Here is a 12,818-nt window from a genome sequence, read left to right on the forward strand (position 1 = left end):
CTTTTTCATCACGGAAAGGAGGCAAAGCACGATGAAAAGAAATACTGTGCCGGCGCGATGCCCGGCGTAACCAAAGAACAGATTCAGGCGGCGCGGGAGGCGGACCTTTTCGCATACCTGCAGTTCCATGAGCCTGGGGTGCTGAAACGGGACGGGCCCAATTACCGGCACAAGGAACATGACAGCCTGGTCTATGTGACCGGGAAAAGGTACTGGTACTGGAACAGCCGGGGCCGGAGTATCAACGCCCTGGATTACCTGATCCAGATTCGGGGCTATGGGCTGGTGGATGCGGTCCATACGCTGGTAGGCGGGGAAATCCAGCAAACGCCGGCTTATCGGAGTGCAGCAGCAACAGAACGCGTGCATAAGGAACCGGAGAAGAAACCTTTTTCTCTCCCCTGGGCCAGACGGTGCGCCACCTCTGCCGTTTCCTATTTGCAGCGGCGCGGGATCAGCCCTGATGTGATCAGCCGGTGTTTCCGGGAAGGGCTGTTCTACGAAGCGCGGTATCATGGCGAGCCGGTCTGTGTGTTTGTGGGAAAGGATGAGGCCGGCAAGGCAAAGTTTGCATGTATGCGGAGCATTACCGGCAATCTCAGAAAAGATGTCTACGGCAGCGACAAGGAATATAGCTTCTGCTATCCACCGGGGAATCCGGACAGCCGCCATGTGGCGGTCTTTGAGGCGCCCATTGACGCCCTCTCCCATGCCACGCTGCAGGAATTGGAAGGCTGGAAATGGGACGGCTACCGGCTGTCCCTAGGCGGTACTTCCCATGTGGCGCTGATTGCATTTTTGGAACGCCACCCGGAAATCCGACGCGTCAATCTCTACATGGATAATGACCTTGGCGGCCTTAAAAATGCCAGGAGGATTCAGGCAATGCTCCATGAGGACCGGCGTTTCAGGCATATCCGGGTGGGGATCAACCCGCCCCGCACAGGGAAGGACTACAACGAAAAGCTGCTGCGGATCAGGGAGCAGATACAGGAACGCCAGCAGCCACGCCGCCAGAAAGAGGCGGCTGTTTCTATTTAAGGGGGATTTGCTTATGAATGAAGCTCAGCAGATTTGCTTTACGGACAGCGCAGGAAAGGAACTGTTTTCGCTTCCAGACAACGGCTTACTCTGCCTGTCCTATGGGAACGGCGATACGTATTTTTCCCTCTGCAGGTTCCTGGACCAGACCCATGCGGAGATTGACGGAGTGAAATATGCCGTCCAGGAATTTGCCCGGAGGATGGAACACAACAAAATCAGCTTTGCCCCGGCTTAACAGCGAGGGGCCAGAATAACAGGAGGAATTTACAATGACAAATACGGAAAATACCGCTTTACAGATGATTGCCGAAGCTGCCCGGTGCCCGGACTATGGCCCCGATATGGTTAAGGCCCTGATGGAAAAACTGGATATGAACGAGAAAGGCTTTGCGCTTTTGATGAACGTTGCCCCTTCCACAGTCCGGCTCTGGACCAGCGGTGCAGCGCAGCCATGCGGAACGGCCAAGCGGCTCATGCAGATTTACGAGACCGGGCCGGAGATCGTCGGCAAGATTGCCGGAGGGCAGCCGCCGGCAGATGGGAGGAATCTATAAATGACACCGGTCACTATGAAAGATGACGCGCTTCCGCAGATTCACTTAGTCCGCGATACGGATTTAGGTGTATTTGCCTATGAGCTCCATATCTTGGCCGGGGATTTCCTGCGGGAAAGTGAATTCAACCTGCGCTCGCTGGCAGCCAGCACCGGGCCGGATTCTATCGCTGTCATGGGAAAAAACCACATATGGCTTGCTGATGCCCTGTCTGCCTACTATCCCACAGGGGAGCTTTACCGGATGGCCGCCATGACGGAATACCCCGCCGCCAGGGCGTTCCTGTTCCACACGGAGCGTAAGGAGGACGGACGGCTGTACGGGGATGTCCTGATGACGGACCTTGACACGCTGCGGCAGGACATAGAACGGAATACCCTCTACCCTTACGGCGTCAGCATGGAATACCGGGACGGCACGAAGGCGGAGGCAGGCATTGAAAGATGGGAGTCAATGGATCTGTGCGAAAAGGACGCCCTGAAAACCTGGCGCTACCTCTATGCGCCGGAGCAGGTGACAGAATGGCAGCACTTCTATCAGGGCAGGTTCAGCCAGTGGAGGGAGCAGGCATTTCCCTATATGCCCCAGGATTTGGAGGAACGGCTGAATGTGGAGTATATGGAGGCGGCACAGAACCCGGATATGGATATGTACCGCATACCCCCGGGGACAGCGAAGCAGATGCTCCTTGACGGCGGTCCGGTCTACCGCCTTTTTCCCGGAGGGCCGGAAAAGGTACCGCCGATTGCGGCGGTCACGGGGCTCTGGTATGAGAATTACCGGGAGTTCGCTGTCAGGCCGGAGAATCTGGGTGCGGTGGACCGGCTGGTCCGCAGGGAGACGGACCGGATCATGGGAATACGCCCGCAGCCTGATAAATCGCAGGAACGCCGCCCTTCCCCGGAGCGGTGATTTTTTATGGCAGATCGGAGGTGATATTGATTGGCGGATAACATACAGCATGATGACTTCGGGGAAAAGATCGGCGGCGCCAAAAAAGATTTATGGAAGGACCGCGGGCTCTATGTGAACGACCTGGACGCCATGAATGAGCGTGAGGCCGAGAAATTCGTAAAAAAGGACAATATCTGGAAGAAACCGGATTACGGGGCCATGCTTGATGACGGGATTCCCCTTGGCGTGGTCTATTTTATCAAAAAGGCGAGGGACGGGCTGAACGCCTCCCCGCAGTATTACCGCAGGGATGACACGCCGGAGAAGCGCCTTGCAAGGCAGAAAGAATATATCCGGACGGTACGGGAGCTGCAGAGCGCGGTCTCGGAGGTCCGCACCGTGGAGGATGCAATGAAGGTCTATGACCGTTTCTTTGTGGAAAACGGGTATCTGGAACAGGTGCAGGGCTGGGGCAGCGGAATACATTACCAGGTAACGGAAAAGGGCCGTGAGAACCCGGCCATTACAAACAAGCTGTCCAATGCCCTGATGGTCCGCTCGGCAGGATATTTTGAGCGGAACTTTACACAGAAAGCGCAGAAAGAACAGTTTGGCGTTTCCAAAGACCAGAAGGTGCCGAAGGGCTATGCGATCCATTTCAACGACGGGAAGAATACTTATTCCAAAAATAATGACTGGAAACCTGATACCTGGTATGTGACGAAGGGCTATTCCATCATAAAGACAAACTTTGAATCGCGGGAGGCTGCCCTGAAATGGGTGCAGGAGCTGGCAAAAGGCCGCAGCAAAAGCGGAAAGACGCGGTTTGTGCCTCCACAGCTTATCGCTGTGAGGCGAACCGGGCCGGATTACAGAAACGGCGCAGAGATCACCGGGCAGCATTACCTTGATACTTTCGGTTTCCGTGGAGGTGAGTTCGGAAACTGGATGAACCAGAATGACCGGCAGGCTTCCCTCAACATGGGTTTTGAAGCGCTCAAAGATTTGGCGGCAGCCCTGCAGGTCAGCGACAAAGACATTGCCTATCAGGGAACGCTTGCTATCGCTTTCGGCGCCAGGGGCAGCGGCAACGCGGCCGCCCACTATGAACCGCTGCGCAAGGTCATCAACCTTACGAAGATGCACGGGGCCGGCTCTTTGGCACATGAATGGTGGCACGGGTTTGACGATTACCTGGGTACGAAAATGGGGGCAAAAGGGATGCTCTCGGAACAGCCCCGCCTCTATGCGCCATTCCAGAAGTTAATTGAAACCATGAAATATAAGCCGGAGACACCGGAGCAGGCGGCGGCCCGTACCGAAGCGCAGACAGAGCGCACCCGGAAAAACGCGGCAGGCTGGCTGGATTCGGCGGTGCTCGGTTCCCTGAAACGGCAGGGCAATGAGGCACAGATGGAAACCTACGCTGTCCTCAGGGAGGCTTTTTTGTCCGGCGAGGCCGGCTCCGTGGAGCAGATCAGCGCTTTCAAGAAGTCTGTCACCGGGCGGGTGATCCCCAAAAGTGAGCGGGAACGGCTGGAAATACTCGAGCACATGCTGTCCGGGATGCAGGCACAGGAGGCGCCGCAAATCGGGCGGGTGGAAACCGATTTTTACCGGAATTCCATGCGCATGGGTAAGGAGTGCGAAAAGGACGGCGGCTATTGGGACAGCAACACGGAGATGACCGCCAGGGCCTTTGCCTGTTACATCAAGGATAAGCTGCCTTACAGCTCTGATTATCTGGCGGGACATGCGGATTGTGCCGTTACTTTCGCGACAGATAAAAGCGGGGAAATGGCAGTCCTGAAAGCCTTCCCGGAGGGTGCGGAACGGAAAGCCATCAATGCGGTATTTGACGAGATCGTGGCAGACCTGAAACGGGAGCAGATACTGACCCATTCGGACGAAACGCTGCCCCTTCCGGCGCAGCCGCTGGCGGAGAATGAACAGATTTCCATATTTACGTCGGACCGGCCTTCGGTCATGGCGCAGCTTGCAGCGGTGAAACCGGCAGAAAAAACTACCCCGGCACAGGCGGCACCGAAAAAGAGCCATGCGCCGGAGATTTAAGGAGGTGTGAAAGAGTTTGGAAGAAAATAAAGATTACCGCGCTTACCGGTACGGCGATCATTTGGAACCAGGTGCAGAGCTGAAAATCGAGCACAGTGTTTTTTGTGAGGATGTGGATATTTCTTCCCTGATTACAATGGGCGCCGAAAATCTGGAATCCATGCGCCAGGGAAGTATCGACGGTGAACAGAAAGCCTATGAGATTGTGGTCGCTGCGGCAAAGCAATGGGAACAGCAGGCAGCCGCCACGCAGATGATTAACCGTGCATTGGAATATCTGCGGACCCCGGAGGTGGTGCATACCGCAAATGAATGGCGCAAAACCGGCAACTGGCGGAATGAAGAGGAAATCAGTAACCGTGTCTATCGTATGACCTGCGGCATTTGGGAAGATACCAAATATGACCGGGAAACCAAACAGAGCGTACCGGTTGCCTGGTATGTGACCTGGGATGTCTATGTGAACTCCCCGAAGCAGGGTTATGGCGAAAAGATTGCCGGGCAGAACCAGAAACGCTATACGGTCAGAGCCGCTGCAGAAAAGTACCTGGAAGGACGGAAAAAAGCCTATTCCCATTTATTTACGGAAATTTCCCCGCAGATACCCAAACAGTATGAGCGCCATTTTACCGTGTATGGAGCGCTCCTGCCGGGCTATACAGTGGAAGGCCAGGAACCAGTAAAAACAGACCGCACCGCCGCCGAAGTTTCGGAGGGCGGTATTTCTATGCCTGAAAAGCCGGAGAAACCTTCTGTGCTGGGAAAGCTGTCTGCGGCCAAAACGCAGGAGAAAATACCTGTTGCCCCTGGTGCGGCAAATAAAAAGAAGGAGGACATGCAGATTTGAAAGTGTTGATGATAGAGCCTGGGAAAGCGCCTTATGAGGCCGAGCTTGACGGGAGCCTTGCATCCATGCAGGAGGCAGTCGGGGGAGGCATAGAGGGCTACTACCCTTATGCGGAGCCTGTCGCGATTGTCTGCAATGATGAAGGGAAAATAAACGGGCTGCCCTTAAACCGGGCAATCTACAACCAGGACGGCGAGATGATCGAGATCATGGCCGGCACCTTTTTCATAGCCGGCCTCGGCGAGGAAAGTTTTGCCGACCTTCCCGATTACTTTATGGAGCAGTTTAAGGAACAGTTCAAATACCCGGAGAAGTTCTTCCGGCTGGCTGGTGAGATCGTTGCGGTGAAGCAGCCCCTCCCGCCGGAGGAAAAACAGCAGCCGGCCCCTGTCATGGAGGAACCGGACGGGGACGATATAAGGCTTGACGAATCTATGGACCTGGCCTTCGACCTGGATGAATTTTTCAGGCAGAACAGCGGGGCCTATGCAGACCTGTACCCGGATTCCCATGCGGAAAAGGAACGCATGGCGGACGGGCTGCTTTCAGGAGATACCGGGAAAATTCGCATGAGGCTGGCGGCATTTGAGCGTGAGGAACACATGGAGGGAGAAACAGCGCCGCTTCTGGAGCGTATTTCTTCCTATGAAAAAGAGTATGGGATCAGCACTTGTTCCATTTACCAGCTTGACTTATCGGACAATACAGATAACCTCCGTTTTATGTCACTGGATTGGGTACAGGGCAAAGGGCTTTCCGTGGATCGGGATCATTACCAGATGGTCTATGCAATGCAGCGGGAACCGGGCGAAACACTGGAGGATATTTACAGGCGTTTTAATATCGACCACCCGGAAGATTTCAAGGGTCACTCCCTTTCCGTTTCCGATGTGGTAGTCCTGCATGAAAAAGGCACTGATACCGCATATTACGTGGACAGCATCGGCTTCAAGGAGCTGCCGGATTTTTTCGGCGCAGGAACCCCGGAGGCAAAGCGGGATGTCTCCGTGCGGGAACAGCTTGACAGTGCGAGGAAACAGGCGGCACAGGCAGAGCCGAAAGCGCCGGATAAAAAGGCCAGAGGGCCGGAAAGGAGCTGATAGCCTATGCTGATGGCAGTAGAAGGGCCCTATGCGCTGATGGTGCAGCCGGACGATATTTTAATCTCTCCCCGTGAAGTGGACGAACATTTCGGGACAATGGCCTGCTTCCATCCCCGCTATGCGCTGGGTGACAGCCACAATTACATGGATAAAGACGATTTCTTGCGGGAGATGTATTTAGATACCGTGGGGCATGATGAAGCGGGTCTGAAACGCTATGAACACATGGTAAACATTGTGAGCAGCCGGTTCCGGCACGGGCCAAAGACGGAGGAACGGGCGGTTGATGACGCCATGCTGAAGGTGATCTCCGAAAAATACATTACGCTGCCCCTTTATCTCATGGATCACAGCGGCCTTGCCATGCAGACCACAAGTTTCAATGATCCCTGGGACAGCGGGCAGGTGGGATGGATTTATGTTTCCAGAGAGGACGCCCTGAAAGAGTTCGGCGGCGAAAAAATGACTGGCACCATTCGGAAAAAGGCGGAGGATCTGATGCGCAGCGAAGTAGCGGCTTATGATTCCTACCTGCGCGGCGAGTGCTACGGATTTGAGCTTTACAAAAACGGTGAGCTCACGGATAGCTGCTGGGGCTTCATGGGCGACCTGGCCGATGTCTGTAAAGATATGGCTGAATATCTCCCGGAGGGCTGTAAGGATATGGTGGAACACCTGGAGGAACAGGAGCACCCGGCGACCATCATCAAGACGCTTCTGAAACATGCGAAAATTCAGGTGGACCAGGCGGCAAAAGCCTTTGAGCACGCCCCGCGCCAGCAGGTGATCGGGGACGCCCGTTAAACAGTTATTTCCTATTTTTAATTACAGATTTTATCAGGAAGGAGGATGCACATGCAGGAAGATTTGGAACAGCGGACCGTATCGGTCTCCATCCAGGCGGCAAAGCTGTCCGGGCGGGTGCTGCGTTCTGCGATTGCCGCTGTTCTCAGGAAAATGGAGCAGGAACGCACCACCCCGAAAGTCGGCAGGAACAGCATGAAACGGCTGACCTATAAAGACCCAGGGGCCAATACCATCGAAGTGTCCGGCAGAATCCGCTCTTTTGAGCGGTACGCCAGGAAACACCAGGTCCGCTACCATATTGAAAAGGAGCTGGGGACTGATCCCCCGAAGTGGACGGTCTATTTTAAGGCAAACCAGGCGGATGCTCTGACAGCAGCTTTTAAGGAATATACGAGAAAGGACCTTACCCGCAGCACCAGGCCGTCGCTTCTTTCGCAGCTTCATAAGTTCAAGGAGCTGGCGCAGGCACTTGGGCGTGACCGGGTGAAAAACAAGGAGCATGGAGGGCCGGAACGATGAAGATAGATACCGATGCTCTCAAAAAGCAGGTGATCCTTCATCTGCCCTATCTTTTGTTCCTTCTGGTATTTGCGAAGCTGGGCGAGGCGGTGCGCCTTGCCCCCGGAGCGGACGCCTCACAGAAATTGTTAGGGCTGTCCGAAGGTTTTAGTATGGCCTTTCAGAGTATGTGGCCGGGTGCAGCGCTGGACTGGCTGGTGGGATTATGCGGTGCGGTGATTGTACGGCTGGCTGTCTATCTCAAAGGAAAGGACGCAAAAAAGTACCGCAAAAATGTGGAGTACGGGAGCGCCCGGTGGGGCAACAAAACAGATATTGCCCCTTTTATGGACCCGAAACCGGAAAACAACATTATCCTGACGCAGACCGAGGGACTTATGATGTCCGGCAGGCCGAAGAATCCGGCCCATGCCCGCAATAAAAATGTGCTGGTAGTCGGTGGTTCCGGCTCTGGCAAGACGAGATTTTTTATCAAGCCCAATCTTATGCAGATGCACTCAAGTTATGTCGTTACCGATCCCAAAGGCACGATCTTGATTGAGGTGGGAAAGCTGTTAAGCCGCGGCACTCCCAAACTGGATAAGGACGGCAACCCGGTTCGGGGAAAGAATGGAAAAATCGTGTATGAGCCTTATAAGATCAAGGTATTCAATACGATCAATTTTTCAAAAAGTATGCACTACAACCCTTTTGCCTACATTCATAATGAGAAAGATATTCTTAAACTGGTAACGGTGCTGATCGCAAATACTAAAGGCGAAGGAAAATCAGGTGACGATTTCTGGGTCAAGGCCGAAACTTTGCTTTACACAGCGTTGATCGGCTATATTTATTATGAGGCCCCCACAAACGAGCAGAATTTTTCCACCCTGGTAGAAATGATAAACGCTATGGAGGTCCGGGAGGATGACGAAAGTTTCAAAAATGCCGTTGACCTTCTCTTTGACGCACTGGAACAGAAAGACCCGGATCACTTCGCCCTCCGGCAGTATAAGAAATACAAACTTGCGGCGGGCAAGACCGCAAAATCAATCCTTATTTCCTGCGGTGCCAGACTTGCCCCCTTCGACATTAAGGAAGTCCGGGAGATCACTATGTATGACGAGCTGGAGCTTGATCTGGTCGGGGACAGAAAAACGGCGCTGTTCTTTATCATCAGCGATACGGATGCGACGTTTAATTTCCTTGTCAGCATGGCCTATACGCAGTTGTTCAACCTGCTGTGTGAACGTGCCGATGACAAGTACGGCGGCAGGCTGCCGGTACATGTGCGGTGCCTGATCGACGAGGCCGCCAATATCGGGCAGATTCCAAACCTGGAAAAGCTGATGGCAACGATCCGTTCCAGGGAGATTTCGGCCTGTCTGGTCCTGCAGGCGCAGAGCCAGCTAAAGGCGCTTTATAAGGACAACATGGACACCATCATCGGCAACTGTGACGCCTCCCTTTTCCTGGGAGGCAAGGAAGAAACCACCTTAAAAAGCTGGAACTCCCTGCTCGGAAAGGAGACCATCGACATGTATAACACCAGCGTCACCAAAGGCACCCAGGAATCCCACGGCCAGAATTTCCAGAAGCTGGGAAAGGATTTGATGTCGGTGGACGAGCTAGCTGTCATGGACGGAGGGAAATGCCTCCTGCAGATCAGAGGCGTGCGGCCTTTCCTCTCCCGGAAGTACGATATTACCAGACACCCGAACTATAAATATCTTTCGGATTATGCCCCTAAGAACGCTTTTGACATTGAGAAATTTTTATCCACAAAAATGCCGATGCGTCCCGGCGAGCTGTACCGCAATTATGAAATCACAACCGGAGATTTGGAACAGGAAATACAAACTGCATAATGCTGTCTCTGCCTGTCTGGTTTTCTTGTGCGGTATTATTGACAAAGCCTGTCATACGCTGTAAGATAGACATGTAAAAATTAAATAGAAAAGGTGATGAAACTCCGGCATATTTGATGCCATAAAATCGGTGGCATGGGTATGACTGGAAAAGAGTAGATAGAATCAATTCAATAGGTAAAAACAAGCTGTTTCGGCAGTTTATTTTGTATACCTATATTTGATTTTATTTTACTCTTAACTGTTTTCATCATTGGAAAGTTAAGTCGTAGAGTAAAATCTGCGGCTTTTTCTTTTCCCATCAAGAAAGGAGAAAACAATTATGTTAGACAGTATGTGTATGGCTTTAGAAAAACCGCCCCTTTATAAAAAGTCAGAGGGTGCCTTTTGGAATGATGAGTATATTTCAAAGCAAATGCTGAAAGCCCACCTTGATCCCCAATTTGAGGGTGCAAGCAGAAAATTGGATTTTATTGAAAGGTCTGTCGCATGGATGAAGGAGCTTGTAGCCCCGATTTGCTATCCCACACTTCTTGATATTGGGTGTGGGCCAGGGATATATGCGGAAAGATTTACAAAAGAGGGCTATCAGGTAACAGGCATTGATTTTTCAAAAAGGTCAATAGACTATGCACTGGAATCTGCATTACGGCAGGAATTAAGTATTACATATCTGTTTCAAGATTATTTGCAAATGAATTTAAAAAAAGTTTTTGATTTTGGAACAATGATATATTGTGACTATGGAGCATTATCAACATCTGACAGGCAGATTATTATGAGAAACGTGTATCAGCACTTAAAATACGGTGGGAAATTTCTGTTAGACGTTTTCGGAACAGCAAAATATGAATCTTTCGCTGAAAGTCAAACATGGAAATTCTGTAATCATAACGGCTTTTGGCGTGAGGGGAGTTACCTTGAACTTAATGGATTATATAAATATCCCGATAATGTGACATTAGAGCAGACATCTATTATTTCAGATAATGAAATAAATACCTATTACATTTGGAATACATGTTTTACAAAAGAAACATTGATTAAGGAGGTAAAAGAAGCTGGCTTTAAGGTATGCGGCATTTTTGGTGATGTAGCAGGCAGTCCATATAACAAAGACAGTTTCACGATTGCAATACTTTTAGAAAAATAATCTAATTATGCGGTCATGGCCAGAAATTTGAAAGCTCAAACCACATAATACTGTCCCTGCCTGTCAAAGTGCTAGGACTTAGTTTTGACCACTCTGAAAGGAGGTTCTTTTGAGGATTCGTGCCCCTCCCTGACAACTGAATATTTTTTCAGGTATATCCTGAACTCTGCCGCCCCTGTGCTTGATGTAAATTCTCTTAAAGCACAGGGGCGTTTTTTCGTTTCCGGCCTGAAACGGTCACACCACAAAACAATATTTCTTAAATTAAAGGAGGAACTATATGGCTTTTTTTGCAAGTGCGATTGATACCCTGAAAATCCTGGTTATTGCTCTGGGCGCAGGTCTTGGCGCATGGGGCGTCATCAACCTTCTGGAAGGTTATGGCAATGACAACCCTGGCGCCAAGACTCATGTTCCATAAAGTAACACAATGATTTTAATAGGTAGCCACCCACCCACTATTCTGTACATCTTATAAGAAAAGTTTTTGTAAAGGAAACTTGACAAGACCACCTTATGTTACTATAATGGGAATGTAAAGGAACCTTGTCAAAACGGGAGGTGACATTATTTGGAAAACAGGGTTGAAGAATTACGAAAAAGGTTAGGCATGAATCAAGAAGATTTTGCAAAAGCACTTAAAGTTTCAAGACAAACCGTCAGTTCAATAGAAACGGGGAAATATAATCCCTCTTTAGAATTAGCTTTTACAATATCAGATTTTTTTGGCAAGCAAATTGAAGATATTTTTATTCATGAAAGGAGTTGCAAAGATGAAAAAAGGTAATTTATTAGAGGGTATTTTGTTTGTTTTGGCAGGCATTATTCTTTTGGGTGTAGCACTACTAACTGATAGTGTGCTGGACAGTTTGCTTATTGGTTTTGCTGCCGCAACTATCTCTCCTGGTATTGTTATGATTTGTAAATACTTCTATTGGAGTACATCTAAAAACAAAGAGCGTTATCAAGAAAAAATAGAAAATGAAAAAATCGAATTTCATGATGAATTAAAATCAAAATTAAGAGATAAATCCGGGCGCTATGCGTATGCCATCGGGCTTGTGACAGTTAGTATTTCAATAATCATTTTCTCCATACTGGGACAACTTGGAATCATTGATAATTCACGCTTAATAGTGCTATATCTGGGCGGCTATTTAATATTTCAAATTGTAATAGGTATCGTAATATTTAAACAGTTGCTAAAAAAGTATGAATAGCAAACCCGGCCGAGCCAGTCAACGGCAAGTAAATGGGCCTCACTTCGCCCGCCGTTGACAGCCATGTCTGTCTTTGCTGTCCGGTAATTAAGGGGCAACAGCCTAAAGTGCTGCTACCCATCAAATCGGCACATCAAGCAGTAAGTCTTAAAAAGATTTGCTGCTTTTTTTATACCCTTATATCAAATTACCGCATTAATGAAAAATAACTTTAAGAAGGCCGACACTCGGTAACTTGAACGAAGGTTACATGGTGCGCGCGCTCCCTGCTCGTAAGTCGTCCATATTTACAACTTAATACCGTTTTGCTACAGTTACAAAACTTGACGCCGTATTTTATGCGCTTTTTCGGGCAACTGCATAGTGCCAGAAAGCAATTATTTTATGACATTCTATTAACAGCACAGTAGCTGTACTGCAACTATGAGGTCACAGTCAAAGATTTGGAATCGTAGACTGCATAATACTGTCCCTGCCCGTCAAAGTATCACGCTCTGACGGGCTTTTTAACCGGAAGGAGGTTCTATTGAGGATTCGTGCCCCTCCCTGACAACTGAATATTTTTTCGGGTATATCCTGAACTCTGCCGCCCCTGTGCTTGATGTAAATTCTCTTAAAGCACAGGGGCGTTTTTTCGTTTCCGGCCTGAAGCGGCCACACCACTAAAACAATATTTCTTAAATTAAAGGAGGAACTATATGGCTTTTTTTGCAAGTGCGATTGATACCCTGAAAATCCTGGTTATTGCTCTGGGCGC

The 12,818-nt window shown here is 50.1% G+C and carries 14 protein-coding genes; all 14 read left to right on the plus strand.

Annotated elements, in window-relative coordinates:
* Nucleotides 1–57 precede the first annotated feature (57 nt).
* Nucleotides 58–1,041 (plus strand): DUF3991 domain-containing protein, encoded by a 984-nt coding sequence (locus tag E5329_RS21220; RefSeq protein ID WP_135991353.1) that lies wholly within the window; start codon nt 58–60, stop codon nt 1,039–1,041.
* A gap of 13 nt (nt 1,042–1,054) precedes the next feature.
* Nucleotides 1,055–1,279 carry a hypothetical protein gene (locus tag E5329_RS21225; RefSeq protein ID WP_135991354.1) on the plus strand — a complete coding sequence of 75 codons (225 nt, stop codon included), beginning with the start codon at nt 1,055–1,057 and terminating at the stop codon, nt 1,277–1,279.
* A gap of 34 nt (nt 1,280–1,313) precedes the next feature.
* The gene (locus E5329_RS21230) at nt 1,314–1,598 is read left to right on the plus strand and encodes a helix-turn-helix domain-containing protein (RefSeq protein ID WP_117473360.1); all 285 of its coding nucleotides are present in this window, start codon (nt 1,314–1,316) and stop codon (nt 1,596–1,598) included.
* Nucleotides 1,599–2,510 carry a hypothetical protein gene (locus tag E5329_RS21235; RefSeq protein WP_275443568.1) on the plus strand — a complete coding sequence of 304 codons (912 nt, stop codon included), beginning with the start codon at nt 1,599–1,601 and terminating at the stop codon, nt 2,508–2,510.
* A 30-nt stretch (nt 2,511–2,540) separates the two neighbouring features.
* Nucleotides 2,541–4,565, plus strand: coding sequence for an LPD1 domain-containing protein (locus E5329_RS21240; RefSeq protein WP_135991355.1), 2,025 nt, complete (start codon nt 2,541–2,543; stop codon nt 4,563–4,565).
* A 16-nt stretch (nt 4,566–4,581) separates the two neighbouring features.
* Nucleotides 4,582–5,412 carry a hypothetical protein gene (locus E5329_RS21245; protein ID WP_135991356.1) on the plus strand — a complete coding sequence of 277 codons (831 nt, stop codon included), beginning with the start codon at nt 4,582–4,584 and terminating at the stop codon, nt 5,410–5,412.
* Nucleotides 5,413–5,414: 2 nt separating this feature from the next.
* Nucleotides 5,415–6,512, plus strand: coding sequence for a DUF3846 domain-containing protein (locus E5329_RS21250; RefSeq protein WP_275443570.1), 1,098 nt, complete (start codon nt 5,415–5,417; stop codon nt 6,510–6,512).
* Between the two features lie 6 nt (nt 6,513–6,518).
* The gene (locus E5329_RS21255) at nt 6,519–7,319 is read left to right on the plus strand and encodes a hypothetical protein (protein WP_135991358.1); all 801 of its coding nucleotides are present in this window, start codon (nt 6,519–6,521) and stop codon (nt 7,317–7,319) included.
* Nucleotides 7,320–7,370: 51 nt separating this feature from the next.
* On the plus strand, nt 7,371–7,841 hold the full coding sequence (locus E5329_RS21260; protein ID WP_120486493.1) for a PcfB family protein: 471 nt from the start codon (nt 7,371–7,373) through the stop codon (nt 7,839–7,841).
* Nucleotides 7,838–9,688, plus strand: coding sequence for a VirD4-like conjugal transfer protein, CD1115 family (locus E5329_RS21265; RefSeq protein WP_135991359.1), 1,851 nt, complete (start codon nt 7,838–7,840; stop codon nt 9,686–9,688). Before E5329_RS21260 ends, E5329_RS21265 begins: the two co-directional genes overlap by 4 nt.
* Nucleotides 9,689–10,010: 322 nt before the next feature.
* Nucleotides 10,011–10,841 carry a class I SAM-dependent methyltransferase gene (locus tag E5329_RS21270; protein ID WP_275443569.1) on the plus strand — a complete coding sequence of 277 codons (831 nt, stop codon included), beginning with the start codon at nt 10,011–10,013 and terminating at the stop codon, nt 10,839–10,841.
* 280 nt (nt 10,842–11,121) lie between these two features.
* Nucleotides 11,122–11,262 (plus strand): Maff2 family mobile element protein, encoded by a 141-nt coding sequence (locus E5329_RS21275; protein ID WP_135991360.1) that lies wholly within the window; start codon nt 11,122–11,124, stop codon nt 11,260–11,262.
* A 150-nt stretch (nt 11,263–11,412) separates the two neighbouring features.
* Nucleotides 11,413–11,628, plus strand: a complete 216-nt coding sequence (locus tag E5329_RS21280) for a helix-turn-helix transcriptional regulator (RefSeq protein WP_120393822.1) — start codon at nt 11,413–11,415, stop codon at nt 11,626–11,628.
* On the plus strand, nt 11,615–12,061 hold the full coding sequence (locus E5329_RS21285) for a hypothetical protein (protein ID WP_135991361.1): 447 nt from the start codon (nt 11,615–11,617) through the stop codon (nt 12,059–12,061). Before E5329_RS21280 ends, E5329_RS21285 begins: the two co-directional genes overlap by 14 nt.
* Nucleotides 12,062–12,818 lie beyond the last annotated feature (757 nt).

Source organism: Petralouisia muris (genome assembly GCF_004793545.1).
GTDB lineage: Bacteria > Bacillota > Clostridia > Lachnospirales > Lachnospiraceae > Petralouisia > Petralouisia muris.

Excerpts from the sequence above, each read along its gene's own strand:
- E5329_RS21220 (WP_135991353.1), top strand. The coding sequence starts at position 58 with ATGCCCGGCGTAACCAAAGAACAGATTCAGGCGGCGCGGGAGGCGGAC.
- E5329_RS21265 (WP_135991359.1), top strand. The coding sequence starts at position 7,838 with ATGAAGATAGATACCGATGCTCTCAAAAAGCAGGTGATCCTTCATCTG.
- E5329_RS21255 (WP_135991358.1), top strand. The coding sequence starts at position 6,519 with ATGCTGATGGCAGTAGAAGGGCCCTATGCGCTGATGGTGCAGCCGGAC.
- E5329_RS21260 (WP_120486493.1), top strand. The coding sequence starts at position 7,371 with ATGCAGGAAGATTTGGAACAGCGGACCGTATCGGTCTCCATCCAGGCG.
- E5329_RS21275 (WP_135991360.1), top strand. The coding sequence starts at position 11,122 with ATGGCTTTTTTTGCAAGTGCGATTGATACCCTGAAAATCCTGGTTATT.
- E5329_RS21270 (WP_275443569.1), top strand. The coding sequence starts at position 10,011 with ATGTTAGACAGTATGTGTATGGCTTTAGAAAAACCGCCCCTTTATAAA.
- E5329_RS21230 (WP_117473360.1), top strand. The coding sequence starts at position 1,314 with ATGACAAATACGGAAAATACCGCTTTACAGATGATTGCCGAAGCTGCC.
- E5329_RS21235 (WP_275443568.1), top strand. The coding sequence starts at position 1,599 with ATGACACCGGTCACTATGAAAGATGACGCGCTTCCGCAGATTCACTTA.
- E5329_RS21225 (WP_135991354.1), top strand. The coding sequence starts at position 1,055 with ATGAATGAAGCTCAGCAGATTTGCTTTACGGACAGCGCAGGAAAGGAA.
- E5329_RS21285 (WP_135991361.1), top strand. The coding sequence starts at position 11,615 with ATGAAAAAAGGTAATTTATTAGAGGGTATTTTGTTTGTTTTGGCAGGC.